Annotated in this window: 17 protein-coding genes; 1 reads left to right on the forward strand and 16 read right to left on the reverse strand. The window is 26.9% G+C overall.

The genetic code is table 11. From position 1 onward, the window contains the following. Nucleotides 1-14: 14 nt before the first annotated feature. Together dnaG and KQI36_RS02070 are read right to left on the reverse strand one after the other, a co-directional pair. Nucleotides 15-1781 (reverse strand): DNA primase, encoded by a 1767-nt coding sequence (gene dnaG, locus KQI36_RS02065; protein WP_216449445.1) that lies wholly within the window; start codon nt 1779-1781, stop codon nt 15-17. A gap of 339 nt (nt 1782-2120) precedes the next feature. Continuing rightward, complete coding sequence (locus KQI36_RS02070) at nt 2121-3155, reverse strand: deoxyguanosinetriphosphate triphosphohydrolase (protein ID WP_010292566.1); 1035 nt, start codon at nt 3153-3155, stop codon at nt 2121-2123. 540 nt (nt 3156-3695) lie between these two features. On the opposite strand from KQI36_RS02070, the gene KQI36_RS02075 reads away from it, so the two are divergent. Next, nucleotides 3696-4763: a CotS family spore coat protein gene (locus KQI36_RS02075; RefSeq protein ID WP_216449446.1), complete on the forward strand. Its 1068-nt coding sequence runs from the start codon at nt 3696-3698 to the stop codon at nt 4761-4763. 54 nt (nt 4764-4817) lie between these two features. Here the strand turns inward: KQI36_RS02075 and ppdK are convergent, their stop codons facing one another. The 14 genes from ppdK to KQI36_RS02145 all read right to left on the reverse strand — a co-directional run bounded on the left by ppdK (nt 4818) and on the right by KQI36_RS02145 (nt 18264). Then, nucleotides 4818-7454: a pyruvate, phosphate dikinase gene (gene ppdK / locus KQI36_RS02080; RefSeq protein WP_216449447.1), complete on the reverse strand. Its 2637-nt coding sequence runs from the start codon at nt 7452-7454 to the stop codon at nt 4818-4820. Between the two features lie 66 nt (nt 7455-7520). After that, nucleotides 7521-8153, reverse strand: coding sequence for a transcriptional regulator CcpN (ccpN, locus tag KQI36_RS02085; RefSeq protein WP_216449921.1), 633 nt, complete (start codon nt 8151-8153; stop codon nt 7521-7523). Between the two features lie 831 nt (nt 8154-8984). Beyond that, nucleotides 8985-9557 (reverse strand): DUF4342 domain-containing protein, encoded by a 573-nt coding sequence (locus tag KQI36_RS02090; RefSeq protein WP_216449448.1) that lies wholly within the window; start codon nt 9555-9557, stop codon nt 8985-8987. A gap of 53 nt (nt 9558-9610) precedes the next feature. Further along, the gene (gene recO, locus KQI36_RS02095) at nt 9611-10354 is read right to left on the reverse strand and encodes a DNA repair protein RecO (RefSeq protein ID WP_216449449.1); all 744 of its coding nucleotides are present in this window, start codon (nt 10352-10354) and stop codon (nt 9611-9613) included. Between the two features lie 11 nt (nt 10355-10365). After that, the gene (gene era / locus KQI36_RS02100) at nt 10366-11250 is read right to left on the reverse strand and encodes a GTPase Era (RefSeq protein WP_216449450.1); all 885 of its coding nucleotides are present in this window, start codon (nt 11248-11250) and stop codon (nt 10366-10368) included. A 15-nt stretch (nt 11251-11265) separates the two neighbouring features. After that, nucleotides 11266-11664, reverse strand: a complete 399-nt coding sequence (locus KQI36_RS02105) for a cytidine deaminase (protein ID WP_216449451.1) — start codon at nt 11662-11664, stop codon at nt 11266-11268. A 194-nt stretch (nt 11665-11858) separates the two neighbouring features. Continuing rightward, nucleotides 11859-12557 (reverse strand): diacylglycerol kinase, encoded by a 699-nt coding sequence (locus KQI36_RS02110; RefSeq protein ID WP_010292584.1) that lies wholly within the window; start codon nt 12555-12557, stop codon nt 11859-11861. A gap of 139 nt (nt 12558-12696) precedes the next feature. Next, on the reverse strand, nt 12697-13197 hold the full coding sequence (ybeY, locus tag KQI36_RS02115; RefSeq protein ID WP_216449452.1) for an rRNA maturation RNase YbeY: 501 nt from the start codon (nt 13195-13197) through the stop codon (nt 12697-12699). Then, a complete protein-coding gene (locus tag KQI36_RS02120; protein WP_216449453.1) occupies nt 13169-15292 on the reverse strand; it encodes an HD family phosphohydrolase in 2124 nt (707 codons plus the stop codon). The genes ybeY and KQI36_RS02120 overlap by 29 nt, the downstream gene beginning before the upstream one ends. Before the next feature lie 53 nt (nt 15293-15345). Then, on the reverse strand, nt 15346-16518 hold the full coding sequence (yqfD, locus tag KQI36_RS02125; protein WP_244991452.1) for a sporulation protein YqfD: 1173 nt from the start codon (nt 16516-16518) through the stop codon (nt 15346-15348). Continuing rightward, on the reverse strand, nt 16511-16795 hold the full coding sequence (gene yqfC, locus KQI36_RS02130; RefSeq protein WP_010292594.1) for a sporulation protein YqfC: 285 nt from the start codon (nt 16793-16795) through the stop codon (nt 16511-16513). Before yqfC ends, yqfD begins: the two co-directional genes overlap by 8 nt. A gap of 350 nt (nt 16796-17145) precedes the next feature. Next, on the reverse strand, nt 17146-17592 hold the full coding sequence (locus tag KQI36_RS02135; protein WP_010292598.1) for a GatB/YqeY domain-containing protein: 447 nt from the start codon (nt 17590-17592) through the stop codon (nt 17146-17148). Nucleotides 17593-17615: 23 nt separating this feature from the next. Beyond that, entirely contained in the window at nt 17616-17792 is a 177-nt protein-coding gene (gene rpsU, locus KQI36_RS02140; protein ID WP_010292600.1) for a 30S ribosomal protein S21, read from the reverse strand. Nucleotides 17793-17919: 127 nt separating this feature from the next. Beyond that, the gene (locus tag KQI36_RS02145; RefSeq protein ID WP_216449455.1) at nt 17920-18264 is read right to left on the reverse strand and encodes a histidine triad nucleotide-binding protein; all 345 of its coding nucleotides are present in this window, start codon (nt 18262-18264) and stop codon (nt 17920-17922) included. Nucleotides 18265-18410: the final 146 nt, after the last annotated feature.

The raw sequence follows: 18410 nt of genomic DNA on the forward strand, positions 1-18410 counted from the left end.
TACCTCCTTTCATGCTATTGTAAGTTTTTTAAAGTCTTTTGTATTTCTATAAACTGCTGAGTATATTTTAATGTTTCTTCCACATTTCCTTGTGCTTCATAATGTTTAATTTTATTCATAATTTCTTTTTCTGACTCCTCTAACTTATATTTTTTTATATTTTTTATACAATCTTCTATCATTTTATCTATATTACAATTTTCCTTATCAATAGAGCATTGCAATAAGTTAATAAATTGTTTAGTTGTTTCACTATCATTACAATTATTTTCAATAGATTGTATTTTATTGTTATAATCTAAATTGGAAAATTTAATTATCAACTCATAAATTCTCTTATGTGCTTCAGATGAAAACCCTATATTTTCCAACAATTCTTTTGTTTTATTAAAATATTCTTTTTCTTCTAACATATACTTTAATAAAATTCTTTCTGCTTTAACAATTGCTGGTTCAATATATGAGGTCTTATTAAATTTGTCAAAATCAATTACATTGTTAGATTGTATTTTTTTATTTATTCTATTAAATTCATCATTTAATATTTCATCTTTTACATTTAATTTCTCAGCAATTTGTTTTATATAGATGTTTCTTTCAAATTCACCTACATCTTGTAGTATTTTCATTGCTAAATTCTTATACTTTATTATCATTTCATTATCTGAGAAATTTATTCCTTCTTCTGCCTTTTTTAATCTATACTCTATAAGTGGTAATGCATCATCCATAAGTTTTTCAAAAGCGCTTTTACCATATCTTTTTATAAAATCATCTGGATCTTTACCTTTAGGTATTGAAAGTACTCTAACCTCTAGTCCAACTTTCTTCAATATTTCTAATCCTCTTGCAGTTGCCTTTTGCCCTGCATTGTCTGCATCATAAGCAATTATAACCCTATCCGCATATCTTTTTAAAAGTTTAGCTTGATCTTCTGTTAAAGCAGTTCCTAAAGTAGCTACGACCCCTTTTATTCCCTCTTGATATAAAGCTATACAATCCATATATCCTTCTACCATAACTATCGTCTTTTTAAAGTCTTCTTTTATTGCAAAATTTAACCCATATAAATTAGTGCCTTTATAAAATAACGGTGTTTCAGGAGAGTTTAAATATTTAGGTTTGCTATCATCTAAAACTCTTCCTCCAAAACCTATAACTGTACCTCTATGATTAAACACTGGAAATATTATTCTATTTCTAAATCTATTATAATAATTATTTTTAGGACTTTTTATTATTAATCCTAACTGTTCCATTTCTTTATCGGAATATCCTTTATTTTTAAGATAATTTCTTAAATCTTGCCAATTGTCCAATGCAAAACCTAGTCCGAACCTATTCATTGTCTTATCTGTAATTTTTCTATTTCTTAGGTAATTCATGGATTTTTCACTTTTTCTTAAGTTAGCAAAAAAGAATTTAGCTGCATCTACATTCAACTTTTTCATTCTTTCAAGTTTATCTTTTTTTTCTTTATTTATAACCCCTTTTTCTTCTACTTCTATCCCTAACTTTTCTCCTAATTTTTTTATTACTTCTGGGAAAGTCAGATTCTCTGTTTTCATGACAAAACTAAAAACATTACCAGCTTCTCCACAACCAAAGCACTTATAAATTTGCTTATCTGGAGATACAGTAAAGGATGGAGTATTCTCATTATGAAATGGGCATCTTCCAATAAAGTTTCTTCCTGCTCTTTTCAAGGAAATTTTTTCAGATATAATATCTACTATATCTGCTTCATCTTTAATTCTTTGAATGACTTCTTCTGAAATCACTAACTAAATCCCACCTTTTTTATTTATCTTCTTGAAATTCGACAAAAATTTTAAAATTCCTTCTTTATTTTTAATTTTTTTATCGAAATTTATATTTCACTTTTTATATATTCTTTATAAAGTAGAAATCTCCTTCAAAAAGTTAAATTTTTATAACATTTTATAGCTAAACAAGTTCATATTTTAATTTATTCATAGATTATAGAAAATTTTCATCCTAAATATCTCCTTGAATTTAATCTATTTTAAAAATTAATTTCATTTTTTAGGTAATATAATTTAAAATGTAATTTTAAATTTTTATATATCAAATTCTTCTAAATACATTATTGACATATTTTATATAATATATGTACTGCATTTAGGCACATATATGTCATTAAACACTCTTAAACAATATTCATCACTCATGCCTGCTATATAATCCGCTACCCCCTGATGTAATCCTTCTTTTAAAACAATATTTTTATAGAAATCTGGTAGCTGCTCTGGTTTATTATAAAAATATTCATAAACATGTCGTAAAATAAATTTTGCCTTATCTCTCTCTAGTTTTAAAATATTTCCTTTATAGATTTTTTTAAACATAAATCTCCTTAAATTACTTAAAGCTTCTTCAATTTCTAATGATAACTCCACTTTAACTATATTTTTACTTATATTTTCAAGAGTTTTATTAATGCAATCTATTATTAAATTATTTATTCGTTTATTATGATTTTCTCCTAAAATCTTTATAATATCCATAGGAAGGTCTTTTTCTTTTAATAAACCTGCTCTTATAGAATCATCAATGTCATGATTTACATAGGCTATCTTATCGCTATATTTAACAACTTGTCCCTCTAAGGTCATTGGATTACTCACATTTAATCCAAAACCGCTATGATAAAGTATGCCATTTAACACTTCAGTCGTCAAATTCAGTCCTTTTCCATCATTTTCTATTTTAGTTAAAACCCTTATACTATTTTTATTGTGCATAAAACCACCAGGCAAAAGTTCATTTAATACTTCTTCACCAGTATGAGCAAATGGTCCATGTCCGATATCATGACCTAATGCTATTGCTTCTATTAAATCCTCATTTAATCCTATAGCTTTTCCTATAGTTCTAGCTACTTGGCAAACCTCTAAAGTATGTGTGAGTCTTGTTCTATAATGATCATTTAATGTTTTAATATATACTTGACTTTTAACTTTTAATCGTCTAAAAGATTTAGAATGAATTATTCTATCTCTATCAATCATGTAACAAGTTCTAAAGTCATCATCTTTCTCTAATATTTTTCTACCCTTTGTATTTATTGAATAAGTTGCAAAAGGATTTAATATAAGTTTTTCATTTTTTTCTATTTTTTCTCTTATATTCATCAAAAATCCTCCTAACCTTTATATGTTACTTACTTATTCTATCAATATTATTGAAATTCCTTTATTAAAATTAAATTATACTATATATTTTCTTTAGAAACACTAAAGTATTATAAAAATTTAGTTATATTTTTATAATACTTTAGCAATTATAAATCATATAACTAAAATAACTTAAAGTCAAATCTATTATTTGTAAATTTCTAATTTTAAATTTAAATATAACTTTTACATTAATAAAATATTTAAATATGTTTAGTACTTCGGGAATTAAAAATTATTCCCTTAAACATAGTTTTATTTCCAACTCTGATTATATCTAATATCTTCATTTAAAATATAATTTTGAATATGCAATAAATTTTCTACAACTTATCAATAAATTAAGATTTAAGTTCATTTTTCATATGAATCCATTTAAGTTTATTCTAATATTTTTATTATTATTCTAATTTTAATAAAGTATTTTTATCATTCATGTATATTCGCGTTTTTTTATTAATATGTTTATAATGTAATCTTTTTAAAGGAGTATTATTAATGAGTACATTAGATGTTTCTAAAAATAATTCTAACTTTTTAACTATAAATAACGTAAAAACTTATGTTATTCCACATTATGATTTAAATGATTTTACTATAGAGCAAATTAAGTTTAAAAATACTGATAAACAAAGAGCTGTTTATAAGATTGTTACACCGGATAATACATATTGTCTTAAGAAAGTTTATTATCCTGCAGAAGAACTTATGTTTGTATATTCTGCTATAGAGTGGATTTATAGACATAATATACATGTTCCTAGAATTTTACCTACAAAAAATCATGGTAGATTTGTAAACTATAATGATATGCTATTTATTTTAACTCCTTGGATTGATGGACTTAAATGCAATTTTAATTCTCAATATGAAATACTACTAGCTGCAGAAACCCTAGGCAAAATTCATAGTTATTCTAAATTATTTCAACCTATAAGCGAAAGTAAAATTAAGGTTGGTTGTAGTAATCTTTATAAATCCATAAACAAACACTTTAATAATTTATTGGTTTACTTTAACTTAGCTTGTAGATTTAATGATAATTATTCTAAAATATATTTGAAAAATTTTGAAATCAATATAAAGTCAGCTCAATTATCTAATTATATAGCTTCTCTAATAGATGAATCATATTTATCTAAGTCCATTTGCCATAATGATTACGTTAGTAAAAACTTAATTTTAGACATAGATGATAATGTATGGGTAATAGATTTTGATAAATGTAAAATTGATTATTGTGCCCTTGATATTGGTTATTGTTTAAGAAGAGTTTTGCGTAAGGAAAAAATAAATTGGAATTTTACTGTCGCCATGAGTTTTTTTGAAGAGTATGAACTAAGTTCACAACTTACTTTAGATGATTATAAGTATCTTTTATCATATTTGTCATTTCCTCAAAAATATTGGAAATTATCAAGAGATTATTTTGGTAATATAAATAAATGTAATAAAAAAGTCTTTTGTAAAATGCTAAAAAAAGCAACAAAAGACTGCTATTATCAATATGATTTCTCTTTAAAATTTAAAGGTTATATAGAACAAAAATTTAACACAAGACTTTAGTTTTTAAATATTAAAACCGCTACACATATGTGTAGCGGTTTATATTTGAAAATATTATTTTCGTGGATTCTTAACTTGCGCTTGAGCTGCTGCCAACCTAGCTACTGGAACTCTAAATGGTGAACATGAAACATAGTTTAATCCTACACTATGGAAAAATTCAACTGAAGATGGATCTCCACCATGTTCTCCACAAATTCCAACTTTTAAGTTTGGTCTAGATTCTCTACCTAACTTAGCAGCCATTTCAACTAACTTTCCAACACCATCTTGATCTAATTTTTGGAAAGGATCAAATTCATAAACTCTTTTATCATAATAATGTTTTAAGAAGTTTCCTGCATCATCTCTTGAGAAACCAAAGGTCATTTGTGTTAAATCATTGGTTCCAAATGAGAAGAATTCAGCTTCCTCCGCTATTTTATCTGCAGTAAGCGCTGCTCTAGGAACTTCTATCATAGTTCCTACAAGATATTCAAGCTTAACATCACTTTGTGATATAATTTCTTTTGCAACTTTATCCACAACATCTTTTATACATTTTAACTCTTTTACTTCTCCAACTAATGGAATCATTATTTCTGGAACTATATCATATCCTTTTCTTCTTTTTACATCTATAGCGGCTTCTATTACAGCTCTTGCTTGCATTTCTGCTATTTCTGGATAAGATACTGCAAGCCTACAACCTCTGTGTCCCATCATTGGATTAAATTCATGCAATGATTGAATTGTAGATTTTAAATCTGCTACAGTTATATCTAAATCTTCTGCCAATTCCTTTATATCTTCTTCATCTGATGGTAAAAATTCATGTAGCGGTGGATCTAAAAATCTTATAGTTGCAGGTTTTCCTTTTAACTCTTCATAGATTTCTATAAAATCTTGTCTTTGAATTGGGAGTATTTTGTTTAAAGCTTTTTTTCTTTCTTCTTCATTTTTTGCAACTATCATTTCTCTAACAGCCATTATTCTATCTGCTGCAAAAAACATATGCTCTGTTCTACAAAGACCAATACCTTCAGCACCAAATCTAATACCTTGCGCAGTATCTTTTGGTGTATCTGCATTAGTTCTTATTTTTAGAGCTCTTATATTATCTGCCCAACCCATAAGTGTTTCAAAATATCCACTTATAGCTGGTTCAACAGTTTTAATTTCACCTGCATATACATTACCAGTACTTCCATCTAGTGATATATAATCTCCTTCTTTGTATATTACGTTGTTAGCTATTAAAGTTTTTTCTTCTTCATTAACCCTTATTTCACCGCATCCAGCTACACAACAAGTCCCCATACCTCTTGCAACAACTGCAGCATGGGATGTCATACCACCTCTTACTGTAAGTATTCCTTCTGCGGCTACCATTCCCTCTATATCCTCTGGTGATGTTTCAAGCCTAACTAAAACAACTTTCTCTCCTCTACCTTCATGAGCTTGTTTTGCAGCTTCTGCTGTAAAATATATTTTACCACAAGCTGCACCTGGTGAAGCTGGAAGTCCACTTGCTATAGGAGTACTTTTTTCTATTTCTTTGTTATCAAAATTTGGATGTAATAAAGTATCCAATTGTTTTGGGTCAACCTTCAACACTGCTTCTTCTTTAGAAATCATACCTTCTTCTACTAAATCTACTGCAACCTTTAATGCAGCTTGAGCTGTTCTTTTTCCATTTCTTGTTTGAAGAAAATATAATTTGCCTTCTTCTATAGTAAACTCCATATCTTGCATATCTTTATAATGTTTTTCTAAAGTATCTGCTATGGATATAAATTCTTCATATATTTTAGGCATATCCTCTTTTAATTTTGAAATTGGTTGTGGTGTTCTTATTCCTGCAACAACATCTTCGCCTTGAGCATTCATTAAGTATTCTGCAAATATTTTATTTTCTCCTGTTGCCGGATTTCTTGTAAAACCAACACCTGTTCCTGATGTATTACCTTTATTTCCAAATACCATTTCTTGAACATTAACAGCAGTACCCCAACTAGATGGAATATCATTCAGCCTTCTATATACTATAGCTCTTGGATTATTCCAAGACCTAAATACTGCTGTTATAGACTGTATTAATTGCCTTTTAGGTTCTATAGGAAATTCTTCATTTATTTCCTTTTTATAAAGTTCTTTGAATTTTATTACTAATTCTTTTAAGTCATCCGCATTTAATTCTGTGTCTAATTTAACTGATTTTTCATTTTTCTTTTCATCCATTATGTTCTCAAAAAGTTTTTTATCTATTCCCATTACTACATCTGAAAACATTTGAATAAATCTTCTATAAGAGTCATATGCAAACCTTGGATTTGATGTTTTTTTAGCCATTACTTCTACAGTATCATCATTTAATCCTAAATTTAATATTGTATCCATCATGCCTGGCATAGAAGCTCTTGCTCCTGACCTTACTGAAACTAGCAATGGATTTTCAAGCCCCCCAAATTGTTTACCTGTTTCTTTTTCTAGTTGTTCCAATTTATTATAAATTTGATTCACAATTTCATCACATATAATTTCATCATCTTCATAATATTTATTACATGCCTCTGTTGTTACCGTAAATCCCATAGGTACAGGTATTCCTATGTTGGTCATCTCTGCTAGATTTGCACCTTTGCCCCCAAGCAAATCACGCATATCACCATTTCCTTCTCTAAATAGGTACACATATTTTTTCTCTTCCATGTTAAACAACCCCTTAATTACAAAATAATATTAGAAATATATAGCTAAATAGATAAATTTTTCAATTTATCTATCTTCACCCAGTTTAACAAATATATTAGTTATGCTAGTTTTTGAAACTTTCCCCTTTATCTTAAAAACCTCTCTGCCATCTTCAATTTCTTTACTTATGACCGGTAAGCAATCAACTTCATGTTCAATTATTTTTTTTGCAGCATCATATACTGAATCTTCTTCTTCTACTAAAACTATATTTGGCATTCTTGACATAATTATGCCTACTGGAACTTTGTGTATATCTGCAGTACCCATAGCAGTTTTAATAAAATCTTTTCTAGAAACAATACCAACTAAATTATCATTATTTACTACAAACAAAGTACCTACATCACTTAAAAACAAATCTAAAATAGCATTATATACAGTAGTTTCTTCTTGCACTACTATAGGCTTTGACATTACATCTTTTACTTTAATACTTCTTATATAATCACTACTAAAGCCTATTGATGAATTTTTTGAGTAAATATATCCGACTTTAGGTCTTGCTTCTAATATACCAATCATAGTTAAAATTGATAAATCTGCTCTTAAAGCTGAACGGGTCAACCCTAATTTTGCAGCTAATGCTTCACTAGTAATTGGTGCATTTTCTTTTACAAGTTTTATAATTTCTTCTTGCCTTGGTGAGAATTCTATTGTCTTCGCCCTCTTTCAGTTTAAATTTTTTAATGCTATCCTCTTTTCTTATAAAACAAAATTTTACAATTTTGATGTGTAAAATACCTATCAATCAAAAATAAACTAAATATTACTTTAATTTAGCTTTTATTATGATTTTATTTATTTTAACAAATATTAATCTTTTTTATAATATCTTACTTTATAAAATATTATAAACTAGTATATTTTCCTCTATATTTTACCATACAGGGATATATCATGCAAATTATGAAGGATAACATTTAAATTTCAAATTATTTTAAATATTTACATGATTTAATGTTTAATACATTCAATTTTAAATAAAATTTAATTTTTTAAAAAAACAATGGAAAATGTATTTTATTTAGGTTTTTCGCATTATATCTGTTATACTTTAAATTTGATATTGTATATTTTTTATGCTACTTTACTTTTTATTATACACCTTTTTATTAAATATTTCAAAATACATATATGATTAACAAGTTTTTATTATATCTATTTTAACCTAAATATACAAGTTTTCATTTTATTTCTTGCTTGTTATAAATGTAACATTGATAAAGTATATTTTTTTCTTATATTTCCTTATATTTCTCCATTTTTTTAATTTAATATTTTAAAATTATTTTTATAAAATTTTATAGTTTTAATTTAAAAAGTTATTTAATTAATTAAAATAAGCCCCTAAATACATATTATATTTAGGGGCTATAGGGTTACAAATTAAATTTCAAACTTATTCATCTATCAAATGAGAAAACTCAAATTAATATTTTAAAGTTATTGAATAAATTTAAATTAGAGCTTGTTTCCCTATATCTTTTACAAATTAACTTTATAAGAAAATGAATTTTCCTTTAAATTGTCCTCTTTATCTGATAAATTATTTAATTTTAATTTTATTGTAGATGTTACATCTGATACTTTCTCCATTACATCTGAAGTTGTAGCTTTTACAACCTTTTTACCATTTTCTATATATTTATTAATTACTTCTACTGTTCCATCTTCCTTACTTACTTCTATAGTGATCTTAGTAACAACAGCAGTTGCTGTTAATGTTGCAGTAAGTAATACTAGAAATTTAGGGTATAATGCAGATATCGCTCCTGTTACTATAACACCATTTAAGGGTACGTCAATTATTATCTCATCATCTTTTTTTATTCTTATTCTAGTTACATTCCCTTTTTCAATTAATCTTTTTATATAACTAATTATTTCATCTTTGTAAAAAAGTTCATTTTTCTTTTTATATGATTCGCTTGATTCTAAATAAACCAATGCTTCTACTAAATCACCATCACATTTTTCCAAAACTTTTTTTGCTTCACTATAACTAATATTAAATCTGTTTCTTAATATATCTATTTTTTCTAAAGTTATTTCACCCATTTTTACACCCCCACACTTTAAAACTTTATTTTAAAAGTTCTACAAATAAAAATCTATTCTACATTGAAATATTTTAACATATCAAGACTCTTAGGTCTTTTAGTATAATTTGCACTTATAATATTACTTAATATCTGTTCTATTTCTTTTTTTGCATTTTGTGGTACCTTTATCCTTGGAACTTTTTCCAATTCAGATTTATTAAGGAATTTTAATATATTATAAGCTATTGTTGATATTTGTGTTACATATCTTTTCTCACAATCATTACAAATCATACCGTAATATTGCATAGATAAATAATTTGAAGTATTTATTTTATTTCCACATATACAACACTCTTCTAAATTTATACCATAACCAGTATGAGATAAAATTTTCAATTCAAAGGCTCTTGCTAAAATATCTAAATCTACAACTTTATTCTTCATCAAATAAAAAGCTGTAATCAAATCTTTGAATATAAAGAATTCTTTTTGTTCATCTTCACAACATATGTCAACTAATTCATTTAAATACGAACCATATATTAAGTATTCAAAATCCTCTAGTAAATCTTGAAATGATTCTATTATTTTTCCTTCATTTAATATATACATACTTCTACCTTTATAAAGTACAAATTCGCCATAACAAAATGGAAGTGTAGTTGACATAAGTTTACTTTTTCCTTTTCTAGAACCTTTAGCTATTAATGAAACTTTTCCTAATTTTTCTGTAAAAAGCCATACTAGTTTATCATTCTCTTTGTAATCTTGAGTTTTTAAAACTATCCCCCTAGTTTTTATTAGATTCAAATCTTAAACTCCTATTTTTTATATCCAAGTTCTTTAAGCATTGTAGGACTATCTCTCCAGTCCTTTTTCACTTTAACCCAAAGTTTAAGATTTACTTTGCTTCCAAAAAACTTTTCTAAATCTTGTCTTGCATATGTAGATATCTTTTTAAGCATACTTCCATTTTTGCCTATTATTATACCTTTATGAGAATCTTTTTCGCATAATAAATTAGCCTCTATTTTATATACACCTTTTTCATTTTTTTTCATTAATATTATCTCTACCGCTATTCCATGAGGAACTTCTTTAGATAATAACCTTAAGGCTTTTTCTCTAATACTTTCTGTAACTATAAATCTTTCTTGTTTATCTATAATCATATCCTCTGGATAATACTTTGGTCCTTCTGGTAAATTTTCAACTATAAGTTTCATTAATGTTTCTACATTTTTTCCGTTAATTGCAGATAAAGGAACAACTTCTTCAAAGTTCATAGTTTTAGAATATGTATCTATAGCTTTAGCAACTCTTTCTGCAGGATTTTCATCAATTTTATTTACTAATAAAAATGTTGGAACTCCAGCTTCTTTAAGCTGATTTAATATATGTTCATCGCCTCTATGCATTTCATCTTCTGGTGTTGTTATAAATAACACTAAATCTACTTCTTTTAATGAATCCTTTGCTACATTAACCATATATTCTCCCAGTTTGTGTCTTGGCTTATGCATTCCTGGAGTATCTACAAATATCATCTGATAATCTTCAGATGTTTTTATAGTCTGTATATTATCTCTTGTAGTCTGTGGTCTACTAGAAACTATAGATACCTTTTCTCCCATGATATAATTTAATAATGTAGATTTTCCTACATTAGGTCTTCCTATTATTGTTATAAATCCTGATTTAAACATTTTATCCTCCAATACTTACTTTATTAAGTCTTTCTTTGTAAATGCTTCTGGCAAAATTTCTTCTAAAGTTTTTATTTTGTAATCATCTTCATTTTTAACCAATATTATTTTTCCATATTCTTCCAAAAACTCTGATATTACTTGCCTGCATATTCCACAAGGAGCTGTGTATGTAGATTGGTCTCCTACAACAGCTATAGCCTTTATAGCATTATGTCCTTCAGAAATTGCTTTAAATATAGCTGTTCTTTCAGCACAATTAGCAGCACCATAAGATGCATTTTCTATATTACATCCTCCATATATACTTCCATCTTCTGTGATTACTGCCGCTCCAACCTTAAAATTGGAATATGGAACATATGCATTCTTTCTTGCTTCTATAGCTTCTTTTACTAATTTTTTATAATCCATATCTATTCCTCCTAAATACAAACTTTTAACAAATAATAAACTAATAATGCATCTTATAAATCATACTATTTTTTATAAACATTTCTTATATATATATTCATTAAAATTTTATTTGGTTCTTTACTATTTTTATACATATAAAGTGTACGTAAATTATACCACTAAATAATTTTAATTCAATGTTTTTTAATTATTTAAGAGAAAAAATTATACAAAAGTAAAGTTATCAATATTCCAAACATTGCACCAACAGCAACCTCTAATACAGAATGTATTTTAGCATCAACTCTACTTTGTGCTACAATTAATGCCAAAAAATAAGCTAACACCATTATTACAGAATCATTACTAATTAAAGTTATAGTTGTTGCAATAGAAAAAGATATTACACTATGTCCACTTGGCATACCACCTCTTAATGGTGTTCCCTCTCCAAATATTGCTTTTACAACTAAAGTAAGTATGCTAACTATAACTAATATAAGAAATATCATATGTGGATCACAATTTCTAATTTTACTAAGTACATTAATGGAAAAAGGTCTTATTCTATCCCAAAATATTACATATGCTACTATTACTGCATTAACTGCAGTTATTAGTACAGCCCCAGCAGCAACATTTTTTGATATTTTAGCAAGAGGATGATAATAATTGGTAGTTGCATCAATTGCAGCCTCTACAGCCGTATTTATCATTTCAGCAACAATTACCATAGTTATCGTTATAGTGGTAATAAGTAACTCAACTTTACTTAAATCATAAAAAAAGCATAAAGTTAAAACCATTATTGCTGCTAAAACATGTATTCTCATATTTCTTTGAGTCCTTATAGAATATATTATTCCCTCTATAGCATAGTTAAAACTATCTAAAATTTTCTTAACTTTCATAAATACTAGCCCCTTATTTGTAGTAAAAAATTCACAATCTAACTTTTATATAGTCACTGATATTTTGCTCATATTTTTTATATTTATCTTATGTGTTCAAAATATTTTATAACTAATTTAATTTAGATTGTGAATTCTATTATCTTGTTATATTAAATTTTTGCATTATGTCTTCTTCTCTTTTTCTCATTATTTTCTTATCATCATCTTCCATATGATCATAACCTAGAAGATGTAATATAGAATGTACTACTAGATACATAACTTCCCTTATAAAAGAGTGTCCATATTCTATAGATTGTTCTTTTGCCCTTTCAAGAGATAAAGCCATATCACCTAAAACTAATCGCCCTTCATTTAGTTCATAAGGCATAAATTCATAATTTACATATATATCTTTAAAATACTTATCCTTTTCAAATTCTAACATAGGAAAAGATAATACATCCGTAGCATTATCTATTCCTCTCATATCATTGTTAATTTCTTTTATTTCTTCATTATCAACAAATATTATGCTAATCTCATAAGGTACATTTACACATTCTTCTTTTAAACTATATTCTATTATTTCTTTCATTTTATCTTCTAATTCTTCTGTTACTTCAATTTTACTTTGCCTGTTGTCTATTAGTATCATTATTCTTCTCCTTATTCTTCAATCTATCCATAGGGTACTCTATTCTTTCATGATATATCCCCTTTAATACTTTCAGAAAAGAATCTTTTATAATCTTAAGATCCCTAAAAGTTAATTCACAATTATCCAATTGATTTTCTGATAACTTTCCTTTAAAGATGTTATCTACCATATTTTCTATTTTTTCTTTAGTTGGGTTTTGTATAGACCTAACTGCCGCTTCAACACTATCTGCTAGCATTATAATACCTGCTTCTTTCGTGAAAGGCGCTGGTCCTTTGTATTTATAATCTTCTTCATTTATATCATCGGGATTTTCCGAATTATTTTTCATCGTAATATAAAAGTATTTTACCAAAGAATCACCATGGTGTTGGCCTATTATATCCTGTATAACAGTTGGTATACCATATTTTTTAGCAAGTTCAATACCATCAGTAACATGAGAAGTTATTATTAACGAACTCAACTTAGGTGATATTTTATCATGAGGATTCTCTCCACTAAATTGATTTTCTTTAAAATAATAAGATCTCTCTATTTTTCCTACATCATGATAATAAGATGCCACCCTAGCTAAGACAGCATTAGCGCCTACAGCCTCAGCGGCTATTTCAGCTAAATTTGCAACTAACACACTATGATTATATGTTCCTGGTGCCTCCATGGATAACCTTTTTAAAAGCGGGCTATTAGGATTTGCCATTTCTAACAATTTTATGTTTGTAACTATATCAAAAATATTTTCTAAAAAAGGTAACATACCTATAGCTAAAATTCCTGATATTAAACTTGCAGTGGCTGCAAATGCAGCTTGAGTTATTATACCTACAACATGGTTACTAAGAACATAACCTATTGCAAATGTAAAAACAAAATTTAATACTGCTAAGTATAAACAAGATTGCAATATATCATTTCTTTGCTGTATTTTTTTCAATACAATTGGTGCATATACTGCATTTAAAAGAGCTATAAGCATAACGCTTGGATTGAAATTTATAATTATGCTTATAATTAATACATTCAATATATTTATAGTCATAGAAACTTTTTCGTCAACAAGGATACTCATTAATATAGGTACACATGCAAATGGTATTAAATATGGCGAAATCATATTTAGAGTTGCACTTAATATAACAGCTATTACAGTTAAAATATTTATAACTACAGTTTTATTATACTGTTTATATATCTCCCATCTAATAGTTTTTAGGTAGTACCACTGCATCAGCATTACACCTAACACTAATATTAAAAGTGTTGCATACACATTTATTCTAAGAGACTTATCTTTATTTAAAAGACCTAACTCCTTTAAAATTTCTATTTCGATTTGACTTACAGGTTCCCCTTCTTTAACAATTATTTGATCCTTTTTTATAACTACAGGTTTTACAGCCTTTTGAGCTTCATCTTTCTGCTTTTGAGTTTTTTCATAATCAACAAAAAAGCTTGGTTTTACTTGTGAATATCCTACTGCCATACCAACATCTTTTAAGTTCTTAGAGAATCTAGAATTATTAAATAATGTTGTTATTATTCCTTGAGCCAAAACTATTTCCTCAGGTTTGTCTTCATGAATTTTAACTTCATCAAATAGCTTCTCCATAGAATTTAACATAAACGTCTTTAATTCTTCTAAATCTTTTACATCTGATACTGCCAATGTATTATAAGCTTCATCCGATAAATTAGCAATTTTAGATGACTTTTTTAATTCTTCTATCTTTTTTTGTTTTTCATCTTCTTGAGACGTTGAATTCTCATACTTTTTATTTATTGCTATTACTGTATCAAAAAACTCTTCTATTGTCTTAATTGCAGTAACACTAACCTCACTATTATAACTATATACATCTGCTATATGTTTTATAGCATCATCCTTTGCCTGTTCTGTAGCAAACTGATTTTCAATATCCTTAGGAGCTTTAATATCAACCTTAGCTATATCCCCAACCTCTAAATCATAAGTTTCTGTAATTATAGAAGTTGAAGTTAAAAAGTATATAATAGCAGTAGTAATAATAAATATTAATCTTGCTGATAATTTAGGCATTTTCTTTTTTTTACCTATTTTAAACCCTTTCATAAACATCCCAACTTTCTTTTCTCTAGTTTATATCTAACCTACTCTAAGATTGTTTATTCATTTTTTTCAGCTTTTCCCTCTATATTCTCCTCTACAATGTCGCTCTTTGCTTCTTCTAAAGATATGTCTTCTTCAGCTATTACAAGTACTGTAATTAAAAAATTATCACCTTTATCTTTTATTTCAGGCTTTACTTCTAGTACTTTAACAAATTTGTCTAAGTTAAGTAAGATATTATTACTAAGTTCTTTAACAACCAAATCAGTATTTGCGTCAACATTTTCTTCTAGCACTTCCTCATAAATTTCCTCACCTATAAACCATTTGTTATTCTCTATTTTATCATAATTCTCAAATGCATTTAAGGCATTTTTAATATAAACTTTTTTTTCCCCTATTTTTATATAATAGCTTCTAGCTTTTTCCCCTGTCTTTTTTCTCACTACTTTATTTTTAGGAATTTCTTTTTTTTCTTCATAAAATGTTTTTGCAAACACATTTCCTTCTGCCTTAACATCATATTCCTTACCTTCTTTTCCTTGTTCTCCCTTTATTAACAAGTCGCCTTTTTTAACAATCTTTCCTCTTTCTACCATAACAGTCCCACTCTGCGAAAAAATCCTTTGTATTTCTCCATCTCTTTTCGCAACAATATTTCCTGTCAATTTTTCCTCTTTTATTTTTGGTGGTGCTTGCCTTTCTATTACCTCAACTTTCAATTTTGATCCATCTATTCTGGCTTTCACCCACATAACTTCATCATTATCATCTATTATTCTCTCTTCTATTCTATGAACATCAAAACTATTTTTATAAGTTCCTTTTTCTATGCCATATGATCTTAATAATTCCCTTATTTCAAAAGGTGCTATATAATTTTCAGTAACCACTTCTATCTTCCAAATAAAACTACTTAAATAATATAATACTCCCACAAAAATAAGTACTGTAACAAGCAAAGTTCTTCTTCTTTTCAATTTTAAAATTTTAAACATAATACCTTTTCTATTAAGAACTTTTAATTTACTATTGGTTTTCTTCACTCCTTCTAATAAAATTTCATAATCAATGAATTCAATTTCCATAGTGCAATTGGTTAGGCTATTTCTTTTTAAATTCCTTACTTTTACATCTCTTCTCCACAAGAAATTTATAAGCTTTTCTAAATTTACTGTTTCAATTTCTACTACTAATAATCCTTTTTTATAATTTAAATCTTTACTCATTTTTCTTATATCCAATAGCATTAAAACTTCCATTTAAAACTATTGTTGTTCCTCCTACAAAAGATATTTCAAAATTTTCACCTAATATTTCCAACACACCAATAGAAGTTTTTACTTTTATCTCATTACTTTCGAATGTAGTTATTCCTTTATGGTTTTCTATTGTAATTTCCGAATTAGATATTACCGTTATTTTAGGTAAATCTAATACAGTATCTCTAGGTATGTCCAATTTTTCAACAATTAGCTCTGCTTTCTTTTTTATCGTATTTTTCAAAGTACCCACCTCTTTAACCTGTATTTTAAATTACTATAATTAAATAGTATTTTTATAGGAATTTAAAATTACTCTTTATTCACACCATGAGTATTTACATTCCTAAAAGAGTGATTACATGCTCGGAAATCACTCAAATACATAATTACAGTTAGACTAAAATATTTTTGTAAGTTATGAATAAGTTAAAACTCGAGCTTGTTTCACTATATTACTTATATATAGCTTTGTTATTTACTATATAATTACATGTTTTATTTTATGATTGTCTAACAAAATAAATTACTTGTTTTAAGGTTAAAGAGATTTTTTTATATATAAACGAAAAAAGAACTCAGTAAACTGAGTTCTTATTTATTCAAATATTCTTTAACTATTTGACTTACTATTTTTCCGTCCGCTCTACCATTTGTTTTAGGTCGAACAATAGACATTAATTTGCCCATATCTTTTATGCTATTTGCGCCAATTTCTTCCGCAGACTTTACAACAATTTTTCGAATTTCATCTTCAGTTAACTGCTGAGGAAGGTAATTCAACAAGATTTCTATTTCAGCATTAGTGCTATCAACTAAATCTTGTCTATTTCCATTTTTAAATTCTTCTAAAGAATCTCTTCTTTGTTTAACTTCCTTAGCTAAAACCTCAATGACTTGATCATCATTAAGACTTCCACTGCCATTTTTCTCTATAAGTAAAATTGCAGCCTTTGCCATACTTATAACACTAGCTTTAAATTTATTTCTTTCCTTTAAAGCATTTTTCCAGTCTTGCTGTAATCTATCTTTAAGGGACATAGCTTTACCTTCTTTCAAAAATTCTATTTGAATTTTCTCTTTCTTGCAGCTTCTGATTTTTTCTTTCTTTTAACGCTTGGCTTTTCGTAATGCTCTCTCTTTCTTACTTCTGAAAGAACACCAGCTCTAGCACATTTCTTCTTAAATCTTCTTAAAGCATTTTCTAATGATTCGTTTTCTCCAACTTTAATTTCTGACATTATTATCCCTCCCTCCGCTAGCTCAATTCAAATTTTTAATTTCAAATAGCCATGCGGGACATAAATAGCACATTGTTAATTATACAATACATTTTCATATTCTGTCAACAATTTCATTTTTTTTTATTTAGCCTGGTGGCCATGCTAAATTTCTACCACCTAAGACATGAAAATGCATGTGTCCAACAGTTTGGCCACCGTTTTTTCCTATGTTATTAACAATTCTAAATCCATCTTCTGCTATTTTCAATTCTTTTGCAATTTTATTAATTACCACAAATATATGAGATATTATGTCAGAATTTTCTTCAGTTATTTCATTAGCACTTACTATATGTTCTTTAGGAATAACAAGAACATGCACTGGAGCTTCTGGATTTATATCATTAAAAACTAGAACTTTATCGTCTTCATAAACTTTTTGACTAGGTATTTCACCTTTAGCTATTTTACAAAAAATACAATCACTCATAATGTTCCGTTTAGATTAACCATACAATGTTAAAATAAACTCTACCCTCCTTAATATAAATTTTATTTATATTAAAATATATAAATAATCAAAATACAAAATTAATTATAATATCTTATTGTGCACTATTCTAGTTTTTTTATTAA

The sequence above is a fragment of the Clostridium senegalense genome (genome assembly GCF_018916625.1).
GTDB classification, from domain to species: domain Bacteria; phylum Bacillota; class Clostridia; order Clostridiales; family Clostridiaceae; genus Clostridium_J; species Clostridium_J senegalense.